At 56.2% G+C, this 17,632-nt stretch carries 14 protein-coding genes, 1 tRNA gene and 1 pseudogene; 10 read left to right on the top strand and 6 right to left on the bottom strand.

The features are described 5' to 3' along the window. Nucleotides 1-31: 31 nt before the first annotated feature. The gene (locus ETAA8_RS31110) at nucleotides 32-1,012 is read left to right on the top strand and encodes a hypothetical protein (protein ID WP_145098318.1); all 981 of its coding nucleotides are present in this window, start codon (nucleotides 32-34) and stop codon (nucleotides 1,010-1,012) included. 220 nt (nucleotides 1,013-1,232) lie between these two features. Here ETAA8_RS31110 and ETAA8_RS31105 read toward each other — a convergent pair whose 3' ends face one another. Further along, nucleotides 1,233-1,445 (bottom strand): hypothetical protein, encoded by a 213-nt coding sequence (locus ETAA8_RS31105; protein ID WP_145098315.1) that lies wholly within the window; start codon nucleotides 1,443-1,445, stop codon nucleotides 1,233-1,235. A gap of 223 nt (nucleotides 1,446-1,668) precedes the next feature. Here ETAA8_RS31105 and ETAA8_RS31100 point away from each other — a divergent pair, with 223 nt between their 5' ends. From ETAA8_RS31100 to ETAA8_RS36005, 6 genes and pseudogenes are all read left to right on the top strand, one after another. Beyond that, complete coding sequence (locus ETAA8_RS31100; protein ID WP_145098312.1) at nucleotides 1,669-1,887, top strand: helix-turn-helix transcriptional regulator; 219 nt, start codon at nucleotides 1,669-1,671, stop codon at nucleotides 1,885-1,887. Nucleotides 1,888-2,267: 380 nt separating this feature from the next. Next, entirely contained in the window at nucleotides 2,268-2,660 is a 393-nt protein-coding gene (locus ETAA8_RS31095; RefSeq protein ID WP_145098309.1) for a hypothetical protein, read from the top strand. Between the two features lie 2 nt (nucleotides 2,661-2,662). After that, on the top strand, nucleotides 2,663-3,010 hold the full coding sequence (locus ETAA8_RS31090; protein ID WP_145098306.1) for a DEAD/DEAH box helicase family protein: 348 nt from the start codon (nucleotides 2,663-2,665) through the stop codon (nucleotides 3,008-3,010). 141 nt (nucleotides 3,011-3,151) lie between these two features. After that, nucleotides 3,152-4,492, top strand: coding sequence for a helix-turn-helix domain-containing protein (locus ETAA8_RS35060; RefSeq protein ID WP_202921376.1), 1,341 nt, complete (start codon nucleotides 3,152-3,154; stop codon nucleotides 4,490-4,492). 67 nt (nucleotides 4,493-4,559) lie between these two features. Continuing rightward, nucleotides 4,560-6,698, top strand: a complete 2,139-nt coding sequence (locus tag ETAA8_RS31085; RefSeq protein WP_202921375.1) for a DNA polymerase — start codon at nucleotides 4,560-4,562, stop codon at nucleotides 6,696-6,698. Between the two features lie 308 nt (nucleotides 6,699-7,006). Beyond that, a pseudogene (locus tag ETAA8_RS36005) lies at nucleotides 7,007-8,371 on the top strand (tyrosine-type recombinase/integrase); the annotation flags it as partial. A gap of 351 nt (nucleotides 8,372-8,722) precedes the next feature. On the opposite strand, the gene ETAA8_RS31075 reads toward ETAA8_RS36005, so the two are convergent. Next, nucleotides 8,723-8,796 (bottom strand) — tRNA-Asp (locus tag ETAA8_RS31075). Between the two features lie 254 nt (nucleotides 8,797-9,050). Here ETAA8_RS31075 and ETAA8_RS35055 point away from each other — a divergent pair. The 3 genes from ETAA8_RS35055 (at nucleotide 9,051) to ETAA8_RS31065 (ending at nucleotide 11,625) form a co-directional block, all read left to right on the top strand. After that, nucleotides 9,051-9,188 (top strand): hypothetical protein, encoded by a 138-nt coding sequence (locus tag ETAA8_RS35055; protein WP_202921374.1) that lies wholly within the window; start codon nucleotides 9,051-9,053, stop codon nucleotides 9,186-9,188. Nucleotides 9,189-9,277: 89 nt separating this feature from the next. Further along, nucleotides 9,278-10,327, top strand: coding sequence for a GGDEF domain-containing protein (locus tag ETAA8_RS31070; protein ID WP_145098301.1), 1,050 nt, complete (start codon nucleotides 9,278-9,280; stop codon nucleotides 10,325-10,327). A gap of 266 nt (nucleotides 10,328-10,593) precedes the next feature. Then, entirely contained in the window at nucleotides 10,594-11,625 is a 1,032-nt protein-coding gene (locus ETAA8_RS31065) for a PIN/TRAM domain-containing protein (RefSeq protein WP_145098298.1), read from the top strand. A gap of 209 nt (nucleotides 11,626-11,834) precedes the next feature. Here the strand turns inward: ETAA8_RS31065 and ETAA8_RS31060 are convergent, their stop codons facing one another. The 4 genes from ETAA8_RS31060 to ETAA8_RS31045 all read right to left on the bottom strand — a co-directional run bounded on the left by ETAA8_RS31060 (nucleotide 11,835) and on the right by ETAA8_RS31045 (nucleotide 17,604). Further along, nucleotides 11,835-13,613: an aspartate kinase gene (locus tag ETAA8_RS31060; RefSeq protein ID WP_145098294.1), complete on the bottom strand. Its 1,779-nt coding sequence runs from the start codon at nucleotides 13,611-13,613 to the stop codon at nucleotides 11,835-11,837. 103 nt (nucleotides 13,614-13,716) lie between these two features. Next, the gene (locus tag ETAA8_RS31055; protein ID WP_145098291.1) at nucleotides 13,717-14,925 is read right to left on the bottom strand and encodes a cofactor-independent phosphoglycerate mutase; all 1,209 of its coding nucleotides are present in this window, start codon (nucleotides 14,923-14,925) and stop codon (nucleotides 13,717-13,719) included. A 10-nt stretch (nucleotides 14,926-14,935) separates the two neighbouring features. Beyond that, nucleotides 14,936-16,243 (bottom strand): homoserine dehydrogenase, encoded by a 1,308-nt coding sequence (locus tag ETAA8_RS31050; RefSeq protein ID WP_145098288.1) that lies wholly within the window; start codon nucleotides 16,241-16,243, stop codon nucleotides 14,936-14,938. 206 nt (nucleotides 16,244-16,449) lie between these two features. Beyond that, entirely contained in the window at nucleotides 16,450-17,604 is a 1,155-nt protein-coding gene (locus ETAA8_RS31045; RefSeq protein WP_145098285.1) for a hypothetical protein, read from the bottom strand. Nucleotides 17,605-17,632: the final 28 nt, after the last annotated feature.

The following is a 17,632-nucleotide window of genomic DNA, read 5'->3' as shown; positions in this document are numbered from 1 at the left end:
GCAGGAGGCCGAGAGTTGGAGCAAAGATTTTTTGAACTTTGTGATTTATTCTGAGCACAGATATCAGCTGATTGTTGATGCAGCTCATGAAGCCGAGCACTGCATTTTCGAGACGTGGCTGAAGGCTTCATTGAACCCCGGTGTCGTCGTCCATAGTGAGGGATCGAATGCCTCGAATGTCTCGCCTATTCGCGAGATAATATTTGACGCTCTTGTTCGCAATTCAGAAATTATTGATCAGTGTTATGATCGCATTGGTACCGCATTGCAGCGGCCTAGGATTGATTCGACACGGAAGTTCGACTTGCCACTTGGCGCGGAATACGCCTCTGATCTGAAATCTAGCTTGTGCTATCTGAACTCCTCGCCAGATATCGATGGGATGGCCGACCTCTGGTCCCTGTTCGAACCATCGTTGTATGCAGTAGAAGATTCGGCCCGTTCAACCCGGATGCGAATCCGGTTGACGACTGACGAAGCGCTTAACCTGCGCGAAGCTTTGAAGCGTGTTCGAGAATGCCTGAGAAATCTTGTAGAAGAAGGGAAGCGAGCTTTACGACTTGATGTTTTGTCGCCCAAATACCATTACGCGGACTTGCTGGCCGAAAATGAGGGCAACCTTCTCACAGCAACCGCTGTCACTGCAGGAAATTGTCCGGTGGCAATCACTATCGAAGATACCGACAAACCTAATTTGGCTCAATTTCCACGAAATGGTTCGGAAGCAGTTTTTGATGCCAATGCCGAGCTGGATAAGTTAATGACGGCAGTCCCAGCGTTTGATAGAGCCTCGCCTCTCTGGGTTAGCGCTAAGGAAGCAGCGAATGTTGAGCGAGTAAAGATTGCAACGTTGCGAACCAATCGTCATGCCGGAAAAAAGTCCACTGATGGCTGCTTTGGGTGTGACAATCGCGGGCGAATTTGGAGATCGCAAGGCCCCAATTCGCATAAGTGGTACTTAAGGATGTCGCTCAGAGACGCGCGCAGCGTTTCGGGTCAAGACAGCGAATGAACTCAACGTTAGATGAAAGATGTCTTGGCTATTTTGAATGGGTACTGTCCGACCATGTTGGATATGAAATCCGAACCCGCGCCGGCGTTCTGACTTACCCCGAATCGCCGAGTTCTTGGCGGGTGAAGTGGACAGCTGCGACGGGTCATTTGGAAGGCAGATCCCACCACGCAAGATAGTTTTCAATCCATTGGGACTATTTGGGTCTGCCAGCCAGTCTCTACGACTGCCGCCACCACTTCCGCTGTTCTCGTTGGCTTGGTGTGACCATATCGGCAGTCACTTCCCTCAGTGCCTTGTCGTTCGGCATTGGCTTCGCATCGTTGCTGCGAATGTAGGTCGCTGGCAAGGTTTCGCCGGCCATATCCACAGTCGTCGGACAGTACTCTTGAGTGCTGGAGCCAACTTCGCGCCGACTTACCGCTGGCAACATGTTCTGAACCAAGTGTCCAGTTCAGACGTGCGACATTCAACAGACGACAAGCCAAGACCGAGCATTGCTCAAGCGTTAATGAAGCGTTGACCGAGCTCGGATCTAGCGTGCGGGGGTTTAGTCGATCGAATCAACGCTTCGCCCGCTGCTCCCACCTTCTCGATCATTGGGCTGCGAACCGCACGGTGCGGTCAGCGATTGTTACTAATGGAGGAGGGTGTGGATGGCTGATTCTGAAAACGTGCAACTGATCACTGTTGCGCACGTGTCTGAGCTTCTCGCTTGTTCGCAACGGCATGTGTACCGCTTAGTCGATGGCGGCAAGATGCCACCGCCAGTGCGTATCGGCGCACTAGTGCGTTGGGACCGCGATGTTATCGCGTACTGGATCGCGAACGGTTGTCGGCCGGTTCGGGCCCAGCCAGCAAAGGGGACCATGTAATGGGTCCGATTAACCGCTCGCGCAACACCGAGAAAAAAAACCTTGTGCTGCCGCCAAACCCGAAATCCTCGCCACTGTCGAGCGCGGCAAGTCAGCAGCCGTACGGCGGGTCGACCAAAACCGGGCGTTCCCACCAATCGCACGTGCAAACCACGCAGGAAGCGACCTCTCGCGATCGCAAGTCGTCGGAGATGGTCAGTGCGTTCGAAGCATGGCCAGTGGCGACTGAGGAGACTACGAACGCTGCAGTGCGTCTTATTCGGGTTGGCGATAATACGCGGCTGTTGGTCCCTTTCACCGCCGGGGTCGTACAGGTCGAAACGCATTGGCCTGACATCGCAAAGCTGAGGGGCTCTGTCCAGTGCAACGGGTCAGGCTGCTTGCTCTGCCGAGTGGGCATTAAAGTCACGCTGCAGTCCTTGCTGCCCATTTACGACGTGACGGTCAGGAACGTGGGGGTCCTTGAAATCCGACCGGATAGTCGCCCCGGAGCACTCTTGCCCCAGGTGCGCGAAATGCTGAAGCACTTTATGTCGCGAAAGAATCCGCTTGTCGTCACGGTGCAAAAAACGGCCGCCTACGACTACAGCTTGAACTGGGTTCCTCTGCCACCTGGAGCAGATGATGGGGCATCGTCGATTCGTATCTTTGGCGAGCGCTTCGAAAAGGGTGAACTGGACATCGCTAGTGTGTACCAACGGATCACCAACGAGCTGCTGGCAACATACCCTGAGATTGCCGCGTCCATGAACGTGCTGGGGGTGCAGATTTAACCATGGCAGTGCGAGTTGATGGTTTCATGGCCCTGGCGGACTTTCGCCAGGGCCTTACTGGTCGGCACGCCCTGCAGCAATTGACCCACGCTGACGGTCGGCTACTGATCAATCTGCCCGTTGGTGTCGGAAAGACAGAGTTGATTATAAGGATTATTCAGCACATATCGAAAGACGACACAAAATTTGATGCCGTGTTACTTATGGTACCACGCAACGATATCCTTGAGGAAGTATTGAAGCGTCTGCCGGCATCGGTTGAACGCAGTGTACTGCGGCCTCGCCCGTTTCAACGGTGTGGCGACCTTAACCGTGAATGGCAAAGCTTTGAGAAGAGCGGATGCGCCTAGCTCGGGCGTATGGAACTTTGCCATACTTGCCCACTGTTTGCTACCTGCACTTGGCCCCGTCAGTATAGCGCCTTGCATGGCCAGAAGGTAATTGTTGCGACGCAACAGCACCTAAACCTTGACACCGAATTCGTCAGCCGTATGCGGAAGACCATTCGGGCTAAGCGGATGCTGACTCTTGTCGACGAATCTAATATCTTGCTCCACGATCGGCGCCGCTCAATCACAGCCGTGGGACTGTCACAGTTTCTCACGATCCAGCGGCAATTATCAGCCGACTCGAAGTTAGGCGAGCTTCCCAAGGAATGGGTTCGCTGGACCGAGACACTGATCGCAGCCAGCGAAAGTGATTTGAGGTTGAATTCTTGGACCGCACCGCGCGGTTCACGCAAATGGGCGATTGCGACTCAGCGTCTCGGTCGTCAGCGTGCAGGGCGTGACTTTCAGTTTCTAGGCTTTGATCTCGGCGCATTTGGAAAATCGGACGTTCGCTCTCGCCGACTGCGCGAAGGGAATCTTTCTTTCGCCGCGCCAGTACGGCTCGGCAAAGAGTACGTTGTCTTTTCCGCTTCGACAGCGTCACATCTGGTTGGTTATCGTACAGATCCAGACTCGAACCGCAAATCACCAACGTCGCCCTACGCTGACCATCGATTTTCAAACCCAAACACTCGATTCTTCAATTTGAATTGGATCGGTGGAGCCGCTAAGTACTTTCCCGGAAATGCGCCGCAGATCTTTGACTTCTACGCAGAAAAGATAGCTCGAAACATTCGCGCCGGCAAACGCACTTTGCTAATTGCTCGCAAACGGTTTATCCCAACCTGCTCCAATGGGCTTCAGGCTTGTCTTGTACGGCTTGGTATCTCCAATGCTCGTGTGATTACCGAGAACTGGGACTCGCATTGCCTTGCCGACCCCGTGAACGTTCCGCTAATTAACTATGGGGTGTCCGGCATCAATCGTTTCGAGGAGTTCGACGCTGCCTATTGCTTGATGAGCTACTACGCAAATCCCGAGGCTATTGAGCGAACTTTGCAAGATCTTGACCCAGTGGACGGCGGATGGAGGGTCGAGATTCGCTACGATTCCCTAAGGGGCCGACTCGCTGAGGTCGGCAATCCTGCCTCCCGAAGCACCGCTATTCCTGCGCTCGCCCAAGACATTTTGGTGCAACAGGAGGGCGACGTTATCGTGCAGGCAATTGGCCGCGTTAGGCCTTTTACGAAGCCGCGGGAGGTCATTACTTTCCACACTGGAAAGCTGCCCAACGTAGATTTCGATGTGGAGTTTGATTCTCTCGCCCAGGCCCGCGCTTATTTCGAGGTTCTCAGCCGTCGCGATGCCGATCGCAGCCTTCGAGTGGTCCAAGCAGCCCATATCCAGCGCCGTAAAGCACAGGGCGCCTCAAACCAGCAAATTGCTACTGAGTTGGGCCTTTCCAGACGAACCGTGTCCCGCCGCACCACCCAGAAGTGGTAGACACAAAGCCTTATTAAGCAATGTACTTATGGATTGTGTCCCACCTGAAAGAGTTGCGAACAAAACGATGGACCCCATACTTATGACAAGTGACATATTCAGAAAGTTCCTTTTGCCCGGCTGGGAAGCGCGGCTGGAACGGTCAGAAGCTAACCCCCAAGCAGCACCAGCCACACCAGTCCTGCTTCGTTCAGCGGCCTACTATGAGTCGAATATTCATTTTGTAGGGGACGAGGTTGGCGGGCAGGCGATGGTCGAGTTCGTCCGCCAGCGGCCCGTAACGCACGTCGGATTTGTTACTGAGGTACAGTACTCTCGCCCCGGCGTGGTGGTGAAGGTTCTCGATGGCCAGTCGCAACTTTGGAATGACCCGCGGTCAGTCGTCCCGTTGCTCTTCAGTTTCGCGCTTATCGAGACCCACCAAGATGGAAAGGTCCAACTGTTCCGGTTTGTAGCGGGCGTGGACAACTCGGCCGTGCTGCCGTACGTGCAGGCTGTGCTGGATCTGCCGTTATCGTTCTGTTGCCATTTTGCGTCTGCGAACCTGCAATGTCTATGGCAGCTGGGGCTGCGCGAGCCACGAGTACTCTGGGATTCCTGGGTGGCCCAACGCTGCCAGTTGTTGGGTCGGTTCCACGTTCGCAATCAGCCGCGGAACCAAGACGATGGCACGCGAAGTGTGTACACCAAGTATGGCTCAGAGCAAGAAATTGCGAACCGGTGCGACCTAGTTTCAGTTTGCCGCCAGCATGGTATTGAGCACCCATTTGCCGGCAGCAAAGAAGAACGCCGAAGGTCGTTCCTCGGGCACAGGGTAGGACGACCGTTTTCCCAGCGACAAATTGACTACTCCGCTGCAGATGCGGTGGCCGTGGGCCTTCTCTATTCGCTGCAGGTCAACGAAGCGATGCGAACCAATGCACTTACTCACCTGCAAACAGTAGAAATGCCATGGGCGGTGACCAACGCCCGAATGCACTATGACGGTATTTACCTCTGCCCCAAACGGCTGGCACAGGTTCACCAAGCCTGCGTGGCGAATTTCAAACGGCTCTCCGCAGAGTTGCAAGACCACGGATTGGAAAACGCGAACAACCAGCGACAGGTCGAGCGGTTCATGCAGAAGAAAGGACTGCTCGAATATTTCCGCCAAGGGGACGAATACTCGTTCGATGATAACCGCCTGGAAGCAATTGAAGACCGCGATCCGGCGATTGCTAAACTGCGACAGTGCCGCCGAATTCGGCGGCTGTTAAACGACAAGATGTTCAGTGGTGAATTGATCGGCGCCGACGGTCGTTGTCATCCTGACCACCGGCAACTGGGCGCTGAGTCCACCCGTAACAGCATGCGCTGGCCCAACATTGGCGGCATTGGCAAGGCCCTGCGCCCGCTCGTTGTACCCCAAAACACTCAGACCAGGGGAATCGGAGAAGTAGATCTGTCGCAGATAGAGGTTGGCATCGCAGCTGCTTTATACAGCGAACCGCGATTGGTTGAGATGTTCAATTCCGGCGATGTGTATTCCAGGATGGCGAAAAAGTACTACCACAGCCAACTTCCATCCGAGGCAATCAAATTGCCTGATGGGGAATTCAAGAAGTGGTATAAAGTTGAGCGGTCCCGGATGAAAGTCTTCACGCTGGCCACGATCTATAACATTACAGCTCGTGGGTTATCAACCCAGCTAGGGATTGCCCAACACTCCGCCCAGCAACAGCTGGACGAGTTCCTCGGTCTGTTCCCGGAACTGGCGCGTGCGCTGAAGCAGGCTGCCGATTATGGTCAGATTCGCGGCTATGTGGAGTTAGTCACAGGCGTCCGACGCTATCGCGGGCGGGAAGGCCTGCTAACCCAGTGGGAGACGAACTGGATGCGCAACACGCCGGTTCAGGGATCGGCAGCTGTTGTCTTTAAAGCGGCGGGGAATCGCCTCTATCGGCTTTATCCACAGTACAGTGCGAGACTTCTGCTCCCACTTCACGATGCGTTTGTGTTCGAGGCACCCAGGCATCAATTGGCCGCCGTCGCGAAAGTGACCGCCGCGGTAATGCGCAACGCCGTAAAGGAGTATTTTCCGGTTTTGAAGCCGCAAGTGGACATCAACATTGAGCGCCCAGAAAGCTGGAATAAGGATGGCAAGCATCAGTCGCTGGACCTCTGGTGCACTGACCCGGAGCTTGCAACCAAGTATCTCAACTCGTAAATCAAGAAAAACCAGGGTGTCATTTGCGCACGGTATGTGGCCAGAGCAATCACTTGCCTCACTCCGTGGCACTTAAACGTTACCCGCCACGGTTTTTCGGGACTGAACATAGTTTTGCAATCATGAACGGGGGCAAGCGAAGAGGATGTTGACGAACTAGATGCCAGGCGCATTGTCTTATGCCAATGGAAGAGCGGGTATGAACCACAGCGTGGCTATCCGCTTCAGTGGCGGCTCGCCAGTCCAAAAGTAGCAGTTGAAAATTCATCGGTCTTTGCGACCACGAGAGTTTTAGGGGAGAATCGTAAATGGGCTCTGTTTACAAGAAGACCGTCACCAAACGGCTGCCGAAATCCGTTGAAATCTTCCAGCGTAAAGGAGAGCGGTGCGCTCGCTGGAAAGATTCGCAGGGCAGGAATAAGACTGCTCCACTGACAAAGGGGCGCGATGGCTCTGATCGGATCATTATCACCTCGCGTACCTACATCGCTAAGTACCGGGATGGTTCAGGGGTCGTGCGCGAAGTCCCAACCGGATGTAAGGACGAAACCGCAGCTAGGGCGGTCTTGCAAGAACTGGAACAGCGGGCAGATCGGGTCCGTAGCGGCCTACGCACAGCAACCGAAGATGCTGTCGTCGATTTCCAAGGCATCCCAATTGCTAAGCACTTCGCCGCATACCTGGCTCATCTGGAGGTCGGTGGAGCATCAAGTACTCACGTTTCCGGAACGAAGCGGCTTGCTGAACGGATCTTTCTCGACCTTGAGATTCGGTCACTGGCGGACATCAACGCTGAGGCCGTCGAACAATGGCTCGTTGCCAAGTCGAAAGCTAGCAAGCGCATGGCTGCCCGTACCCGCAATTCCTACCTGCAAGCCGTGCGAGGGTTTTGCAAATGGTGCGTTGAGCGCGGCCGCTTGCTCGTAAACCCGCTGGCCAAGGTCAAGCGGGCCGACGAAAACGCCGGTCGTACCAGGCAGCGTCGAGCGTTGACAGAAAGCGAGCTGCAGACACTTCTGCATGTGGCCCGCTTTCGCCCGTTAGCAGAATATGGTCGCGCGACAATTCGTTCGCAGAAACCTGCCGAGAAACGTCAGCGTCGAGGCTGGTCGTACCTCCCCCTGGAGCTTTCGGCATTGGAGTCAGCAACGAAGCGAGCACGTGAAAAGCTGGCAAAGAATCCGGCGCTTGTGCAGCAGTTGGAATGGCTCGGCAGGGAACGGGCACTCATCTACAAGACCCTGGTGCTGACCGGGCTGCGTAAGGGGGAACTGGCTTCGCTGACGGCCGGGCAAGTCCGTCTGGACGCTCAGGTTCCGTTTCTAGAACTCCATGCTGCTGATGAGAAGAACCGGCAAGGCTCTTCGATTCCACTGCGAGCTGATCTGGCTGCTGATTTGCGTGGGTGGCTCGTTGATCGCTTGAACCGCCAACGGGGCATTGCTGACGCCGAAACGAAGCTTACTATTGCTTTGTCAGCAGCAGGGGCAAAGAAGCTAGCGGCGGATGAATTGCTGTTTGTCGTACCACAGCAGCTGATCAAAATCCTGGATCGGGATTTGGAACTGGCCGGTATCGCCAAGAGGGATGAACGGGGCCACACGGTCGATGTCCATGCCTTACGGCATTCGTTCGGAACGCTCCTTTCCAAAGGAGGTGTGTCGCCGCGAACGGCTCAGGCGGCCATGCGTCATTCTCATATCGACCTAACGATGAATGTCTATACCGATCCCAAGCTACTGGATGTCCAGGGTGCGCTCAACGCGCTGCCAAGTCTGTCACTGGCGGCGGCGCCAGAATTAGCCAACAGTGGCGAACCTTTCGCTGGCAGTGAAGAATCAGCTCCGGCACAGTTTGCACCAGGGTTTGCACCAACTACTGACTGTTCCAGCACCGCGGAGTCAACCAGAGACCAACTGGGCAGCTTGACGGCTCCCGGGCCGAAATGGCTAGCAACTAGCGTAAGTCATTGCCTGTCAACAGAAAAAGGCCCGCTGTCCATTACAGACAGCGAGCCTTTAAAGCGAGGCCGACGGGGCTCGAACCCGCAACCACCGGATCGACAGTCCGGTACTCTAACCAATTGAGCTACGGCCCCTTAACGGGAGACTATGAATTTTAGCATGCGACCGCCGGCTCGCAAGTCCAGGAAGTGATTCGCGGGGGAGTGTTTTGTTGGCATGGTCCGGTCGCTCCGATTATGTCGCGCAGGCCGTCTGCTGGCGGCTGCGAGGACGACATCTTAACCCGCCGAGACGCGACTTAACCATAAGCTACGCTTGAACTAGGGGGCGTACGCGCCAGTCGCGTACGTCCAGCCTGGTCGCGAACTTTTTGCGGAGCATCCGTCAGATGGACAAAGTATCGAAATACATGGATCTGCTCATTCGCCAGATCAACCAAATGGAAACAACCCACTGGATCGGCATTGCCGTGGTGCTAGTGGTGGTTGGAGTAGCCTGCATGCACGGCATGAACACTCGCATGTAGTCGATGCAACTGTTCGCCGTTGGTCCCCCTGCCTGACTCTGCCTGAAATCATCCCGCCTGCCTTCAACTGCCCGACTGAGACATTCGCCATGGATATTTTGACTTTGGGTTTGCCGGCTTCGGTCGCTTTGGCTGCCATTGCCGTAATTGGCTACTGCTTTGGCCAGCGTACGCAACCCGTTCTCAGCGATGACGCGCAGCTGCGGCGCGAGCTGAAGCGGGCCCGGGGAATCATTCGCGACTTGGAGAAGGTTGCGCAGCAGGTGCGTCGCGATTTGGCGACGCATCAAGGAAGCCTCGGGAAGTTTCGTAGCCGATTGCGCGACTTGACCGAAGCGGGTGAAATTCAAGAGCACGAACCGATGGGCCAACTGGCCAATGAAACAGAAAAGCTCCTTGAACCGACGCAGCACCTGACCGAACGGTTAGCGCAAGCGTACGAGTTGATCCGCCAACAAGCCAATCAGCTGATGTCGTTCAGTGAAGTGCGTACCGATAACCTGACCGGGCTGGGGAATCGCAAGTCGCTGGAAACCATGCTGGCTTCGCAGCTCGATATGCATAGGCGGTATGGATTGGTCTGCTCCGTCGCGATGTTCGACATCGACCACTTTAAACATCTGAACACCGAGCAGGGCTTGTCGCGGGGCGATGAAGTCCTGAAGCAGGTTGGCCAGATGCTCGATCAGTATGCGCGCGAGTCGGATGTCATCTGCCGTTATGGTGGCGAAGAATTCGTGGCCGTGCTGCCTGGCACTGGTCTACGCGGGGCCGTGGCTTTTGCAGAGAGGATGCGGACCACGATCGAAAAGCTCTCACCTGTCACGGTCAGTTGTGGCGTGGCCGAGGTCTTGCCGCAAGACGATGTTGCTGGCCTTCTCTCGCGAACCGATGCCGCGCTGTATTCGGCCAAGGCCGGTGGTCGCAACCAGGTGATGCAACACACAACTCATGGCGTTGTCCCTGCCCTCAAGCCCGAGACGATTAATAGCACGAAAGGGAGCATCACCGGCCGGCTCGTCCCGACGGAAGCGGCCGCCCGTACAACCCTTTCTCAAGTCACTGAAACGCTACGTACGCGACAGTTCATTCGTCAGGCGACGACTTCCGTCGTACGCGATAATTCACTACTCGCGTAGCCTTGAATCGTTTTCGTCCGGAACGGTGGCTTCGGTGAAATTGTTGATCGAGTTCGGGGCAGTGAGCGATTTTAACGGCAAATCAAGTTTCGATAGCGCGAAAACCGCGTTAAGTCGTGCGACCGCGACCGTTATCCGGTGGCTGATTGGGCAGCTGTGGCCTATACTTCGTGTGGGAAATGCCTGCCCTTTTTCCCCGGCCGCGCAGTAGTAACTCATATTTTTCCGCGGCTGGCCCTCCCTTTTGCCTGTGATTCTTCAGCCAGATGGCACTGCTTGTTCTTCGTTGCGTGTTCATGCTTGTCGCCAGCGGTGTGGCCACCCTGTTCGTCGGCTTATTGCGCGACTATACGGGGTCGCCGGCTATTCCGTGGATGATCTTCTTTGGGATCTTGCTCCTTGCGGGCTCCGTAATTGCCGCCGATATTTTTGTTCCACGCAAGCAGATCGACGTCATTTCGGGGGTTTATTTTGGCCTACTCATTGGTGTTCTGCTGACCTACATCTTGATGCTTGCCTTGGCACCGCTGCTCCCCGAAGCAGACCCCAATAACCGCGAGGTCCCCATTGCTCGCATCGTCGTGCAATTGATGCTCGGCATGGTGCTTTGCTACACGTGTATCAGCGTGCTGTTGCAAACCAAGGACGACTTTCGCTTCATTATTCCCTACGTGGAATTCGCCAAGGAAGTAAAGGGCCTGAAGCCGTTTATTCTCGATACGAGTGTGGTAATCGATGGTCGCATCGCCGATTTTGCCGAAACCAATGTGCTCGAGAGTCAGCTAATCATGCCGCGCTTCGTGCTGAACGAACTGCAGGCCATCGCTGATAGCAGCGACAAATTGCGCCGCGCGCGCGGGCGTCGCGGGCTCGATGTGCTCAATCGCTTGCGCAGCAACGAGAACATCGACCTGAAGATATACGACCGCGAAATGCCTGAGTTCGTCAATCAGCCGGTCGATATGAAGCTGGTTCTGCTCGCCAAGCATCTCGGTGGCAAGGTTGTCACCGGCGACTACAACTTGAACAAGGTTGCCAAGCTGCACAACGTGCAAGTCGTCAACCTGAACGACATCTCCAATTCGCTTAAGCCCGTTTTCTTACCGGGCGAAGCTCTGGCCGTGCGAATTGTGAAGCCGGGCGAAGAAGCTGGCCAGGGCGTTGGTTATCTTGACGACGGCACTATGATTGTCGTTGAAGGGGGCCGCGAACACGTCGGCAAAGAAGTGAAGATCTCAGTCACCAGCGTGCTGCAAACCAGCGCTGGTCGAATGATCTTTGGCCGTGCGACGGCTTAAGTCGCACTGGGGCGATTCGGCCTTGTCGCGGCTTGGATTGCGTGAAGACAAGCTTTAACGACAAGGCCGAAAGCGGCATCTCTAAAAAACTGGTTGATTTGCACGAGCAGATTCAGCAGCTTCAATCAGCGTGAAGACTAGCGCGCCCGCTCACATCCAGTTGCGAGAAAGGTGCAGCGACATGATCTAAGCTTTTGAACGGGAGAGAACTAGCGCAACACATCTGCAAAGGCAGTTTGCAATTGCTTCAGTCCCTTCTCTCCCTGCGCACCATCGACGACGACGTTTACACGGACTTCGCTCGTGTTGATCAAGTCGAGATTGATGCCGGCTTCGGCCAGCGAGCGGAACATGCGAATGGCGACACCCGTATGCGTCCGCAAACCGACGCCAGAAACCGAAAGCTTGGCAATCTTAGGGCTGTTCGTCACTCCACGGCAAGCCAGACTTGCCGCGACTTTCTTGGCAACGGTAACACTGTGTTCCAGTTGTTCCTGCGGCACCGTGAAGCTGAGCGTTGCCAGTGCCTCAGTCGTTGGGTAGCTCTGCACGATCATGTCGACAAAGATTCCGGCAGCGGCAACCTCTTCGAAAACTTTGGCCGCGATGCCCGGGGTGTCCGGTACGCCGAGAATCGTCACGCGAGCCTGCGTCGAATCAAGCGAAACATCGTCGATGGTCAGGTCTTCCATGTTCAGACCTTGCAGCCTGGCAACAACTGCAGCTGCATCGGTGCCGATATGCTTGGGCATCCATGGTTTGATGGGAGTCGTCGGTGCTTTTTCGAGTTCGAACGACGAGTGTACGACTCGCAGCGCTTGTTGCGATTGGTCGCGAGGAACCAGAACTGAGATTTTGATTTCGCTGGTTGTGATCATGCCGATGTTGATGCCCGCCGTTGCCAGTGCGCGGAACATCTTTTCGGCCACGCCCGTTTGCCGAGCCATTCCCAGACCGACGACGGAAACCTTGGCCACGTTGTCGTCCGAGGTGATTGTTCCGGCGCCGACCAACTTCACACCTTCGCGCACGGCGTCCAGCGAAGCATCGAGTTCATTCTTGGGAACGGTGAACGAGATATCGGCTTTGCCACTTTCGCCCACATTTTGCACGATCATATCGACCGAGATGTTGCGCGCGGCGATTCTCGAGAAGATCTCGAGGCTGGTTCCCGGTTTATCGGGAATACCTTGCACGGTGATGCGGGCTTCGTCCTTGGTGATGGCAGCGCCGCAGACCGGCATATCGGGCCGTTCCGGCTCGGTGACGATCATGGTACCGGGAACATCTGTGAAACTGCTGCGGACGTGGATCGGCGTATCAAACTTCTTGCCGAATTCGATGCTGCGACTGTGCATCACCCCCGCGCCAAGGCTGGCCAATTCCAGCATTTCGTCGTAGCTGATGCGGCTCACGCGCCGTGCTTCGGGAATCACGCGCGGGTCGGTCGTATAGACGCCATCAACGTCGGTGTAGATTTCGCAGGCATCGGCACGCAATACAGCTGCCAGCGCGACCGCCGTGGTATCGCTGCCGCCACGACCGAGTGTGGTGATATTAAAGTCGTCATCGATCCCCTGAAAGCCTGCGGCGATAATGATATTCCCTTCGTCAAGCAGCTTCTTCAGCCGGGCTGTTTCGATGCTCTTGATGCGCGCTTTGCGGAAAGTAGCGTCCGTCTTCACGCCGATCTGTGCGCCGGTCAAGCTGACGGCTTTGTGCCCTAGCGAGCTGATGGCAATTGCCATCAGCGCGCAACTTTGTTGCTCGCCGGTCGAGAGGAGCATGTCCATTTCGCGCGCCGGGGGCTTATCGGTAATGCGATTGGCCAGGTCAATCAGGTCGTCGGTCGTGTCGCCCATCGCCGAGACGACCATCACTACCTGGTTACCTTCTTGCTTCGCGCGAATTGCCTTGCGAGCAGCGGCGAGAATTTTTTCGGGAGTGGCGACGCTACTGCCGCCGAACTTCTGCACAATGATTGGCATGGGACGTTCTGCTAATAAGTTAGAGAGAGTTAGTGTGAGAGGGAGGTCAGGAGTCGGAGGTCAGGATAAGGAAGATAGCTAATTGCATTGCAGTTCCCAGGTCCTAGTCCCTAGCCCCCAAAAAGTGAGCCATCATCTTCCACCCTTCCTCAAAGGAAAGAGGAGAGGCTGCCGCAGCAACTTCGTCGTAGGTGGTGGCGGCGTCGGCCGTGACGCCGGTCCCGCAAATCGCCAGCGGAACGAAGCCGTGGCTGTGAGTCTTCGTGCGGCAAGGCGTTGGATGGTCGGGCGAGACCAGAATCCGGTAGTCGCCGTACTGCTTTAACGCCGCATGGAGTGGCGCGACAATCTGTTCATCGATGGCTTCGAGCGCGGCGATTTTCGCATCAACGCGACCTTCATGCGATGCCTCATCCGTCGCTTCGACATGAACGCAGATCACGTCGGTACTATCCAAAGCGTCGATCGCATACTGACCCTTGGCCGCGTAGTTGGTATCGAGATAGCCGGTCGCGCCGGGAACTTCGATTCGGTCCCAGCCAATCAGGGCCGCGAGTCCTCGGAGTAAATCGACCGCAGTAATCATCTTGCCGCGTTTTTGATGCAATTCGAAAAAGGGAGTCAGGCTCGGTGTTTTGCCGAGACCCCAAAGCCAAAGATTGGTCGCAGGCAACTTGCCCGCCGCCAATCGCCGTTGATTTACTGGGTGATTGGCAAACAAGGGCCTGCTAAAGCCCATGAGCGAATTCAAGATTTCGCTACCGGGTCCGCTGGGTAAATCATTCGCGACGGATTTATCCGTGAGATCGTGCGGCGGCGTGGCGCGGGTCTCTTTGCTGAACGGCGCTTTCACCTTGGCGCCACGAAATAGCAGCAGATTGCGATAGCTGACGCCGGGTACAAACTCCAGATTGTCCGCTCCCAGTTCTTTTTGGGCCGAGATCAGCAGCGCCTTCGCTTCTTCCGATGAGATGTGTCCCGCGGTGAACGACTTCATTGTCTGATCTTGCACGGTCACTAAATTGCAGCGGATGGCCCAATCTTCGGGGCCTAACTGAATGCCTTGCGCAGCGGCTTCGAGTGGTGCCCGACCGGTGAAGTACACATTGGGGTCGTAGCCGAACAAGCTGAGATTGGCGACATCCGACCCTGCGGGCAAATGTAGCGGCACATTGTTCGCGCGACCGACAACTCCCGCGCGCGCGATTGCATCCATGGCTGGCGTCTTTGCAGCCTGCAGCGGCGTTTTACCACCCAAGCTTTCCTGCGGTTCATCGGCACAGCCGTCGGGAATCACAATTGCGTACTTCATTTTATAAGCCTTAGTCCAATACGCGCATGCGAACGGCGTTGGGTCGAACGGAGGTAAGCTTGCCGATTTCGGCCATGGCTTTCTGCGTCGCGCCTTCGGTGGCTTGGGCGGTCATGATGACGAGAGGAACGATGGATTGGCCGCCGTCTTCTTCGCTCGGTTCGTGTTGAATGACAGAAGCGATAGAGATTTGATGCTTGCCAAGCACGCCGGTAACTTCGGCCAGCACACCGGGGCGATCTTCGACGGTGAGGCGAATGTAAAAGCGACTGGGGAGTGCGGAGTGATCGCACTGCTGCACGCGGGCTTCGCTCTTGGACCACAGTTCGACGGTGCGAAAGGTGATCGGTGTGCGGCCGACGGCCATATCGATCATGTCGGCGACGACGGCGGAAGCCGTGGGCATTTGCCCAGCACCGAGACCGTGGAAGAAGATGGAACCAACGGCATCACCAACCACGCTGATGGCGTTGTAAGCCAAGCGAACTTCGGCCAGCGGAGTGCCAATCTTCACCAAGTTCGGCGTGACGTGCAGTTCAAGCCCGCTGTCGCGCAGCTTGGCGACTGCAATCAGCTTAATTCGATAGTTTAGTTCGCGGGCGTAGTGCAGGTCGGCTGCATCGAGCGTATCGATGCCGACGCGCGGAATGTCGTTCCAGTGGACCTGCGCGCCGAAGGCGAGGTGCGCGAGGATTGCCAACTTTTGTGCTGCGTCTGCGCCACTGACGTCCATTGTTGGGTCAGCTTCGGCATAGCCCCGCTGCTGAGCTTCTTTCAACGCCTCGGCATACGTTTCACCCTGCTCGTCCATTTGCGAGACGATAAAATTGCTTGTGCCGTTGAGAATGCCGCGGAGCGAGAGAATCTGGTTCGCCGAAAAGCATTGGCTGATGTTCGTGATAATCGGAATGCCGCCGGCGACTGCAGCGTCGAAAGCGATTGCGCGGCCCAATTCGCGGGCGCGATCAAAAATCTCGGGACCGTGTTCGGCCAGCAGCGCTTTATTCGCCGTGACGACGTCTTTGCCACTTTCCAGCAACTTGAGCATGATCGTGCGGGCCGGTTCGAGTCCCCCGACCAGGTGCGCAACAATCTTTATCTCCGGATTATTGGTGATCCGGGAGAGATCGTCCGACAGCGTGACGGTCTTGGGCAGCGCATAGTCGCGGGCCTTCTTGGGGTCGGCGACGACCACCTCTTCGACCCACAGTATGCGTCCCGCATGCCTGCCGGTTCGATCGCCATGATCGATTAGCAGTCGGGCGACTCCAGCACCCACTGTGCCCATCCCTACAAGGGCGACTTTTGTTACCTGCATGCGGCCTGCATCCACAATGAAAACGAACAACTCGGGCCAGAAACAAACTTCTCATGCTATTCACGCCCCGGTCAAACCGTCAAGCGGCCGCGCGCGCCGCCAGAACCCGAGTTTTCGGCAAATCGCGACAAAAAAACGCGAAATCAGCCCGCGGTTAACTAATGTCGCCAATTACCAGTCGAGGTAGAGACCGCGTTAGACATGTTTCACAAACTTAACAACGCGCGGCGAGGGGCCAGAATGCCGCGGGCCTCCCAAGAAAAACTGCTGGCAGGTAGTAGGCCAGTGGTGGGACCGTGGTGAGAGTCGCTGGCCAACAATTGGGCGAATATTTCACGCGTCACCAGATCGGCGGTAGCGTCGGTCGGATGATACCAGCAGTTGGTTCGCGCTCGGAGTAACCGCGCCGCCTGAAGCCATTCAAACTGCAATTGTTGCGTGGCACTTCGTTGGTCGCGCACGGATATACAAACTGACGAGACCAGAGAAACGATTTGTGGTAGGAATGACTCCAGCAGCCAATGACCACCGGAAAAAACGGGATCGATCCATGACTCGCTGGCGGCGAGTGTAAGCCAGTGGTTCGGGGTACCGCCGATTGCTGGTTCTTCGTGAGTCTGATGCCAGTTGCCGACCAGTTGCGCGGCGATGAGCCGCTGCGTTAGAGCGGGACAGGCCACCAGAGCTTCTTCCATCGAACCTGCCAGCGAATCGATATTCGTGCCAACTGGGCTCGGACGCAGCCAACCCAGGCTGGTCAAGCCATTCTGCCCAGGCATGAGCCAGAAAACTTCGCACCCACGATAAGTCGCAAACAACAAGCCTTGCCGCTCTTCACCGGGTAAAAAGGTCACGCCGCGATAGAGTCCGCCAATTGCCGTCCATGCCTGCTCGCTATGTGCAGGAACCAGGTTAATCACCGCACGTGTCTGAATACTGTGGCGCCAGCGAGTCCCGCACAATTCGAGCTTGTCGCACTCACTCGCACTGACATCGCAACTGCTCGGAAGCTGAAAGACTGTCGTCGTGCCCAAGCTGGCGCGCTCATGCTGACAGCTGGGCAGATTCGCGGCCGATTGTTCGCCCGCAGCGCCCGCAGCGCTCGCAGTCAGTGACGCCAGCAGTCGGCCACTCGTATCGAGCACTTGGACGCCGGCGAGCGCAGTCCTGCGAGGCTGTTCGTCATTGCCAACATTAAGCAGCCGCGGATGCAACCAAGCTGCCGGAGGCTGCGTTGTTTCGCGCAGCAAGTGAAGCGAACTCAAGCCGGCCTGGCTGAACGCCGCGGTCAGCAGATGGGCGGAGTTGCCGCCGCCAATGACGACACAATCGTAAGCTTCGCGGAGGGGAGGCGCAGCCATGCGGAGCAACCTTGCGAGCAGAGTGACT

The sequence above is a fragment of the Anatilimnocola aggregata genome, assembly GCF_007747655.1.
Taxonomy (GTDB): domain Bacteria; phylum Planctomycetota; class Planctomycetia; order Pirellulales; family Pirellulaceae; genus Anatilimnocola; species Anatilimnocola aggregata.
The sequence above is the reverse complement of the archived record's forward strand: the minus strand, read 5'-3'. Positions and strand labels throughout refer to the sequence as shown.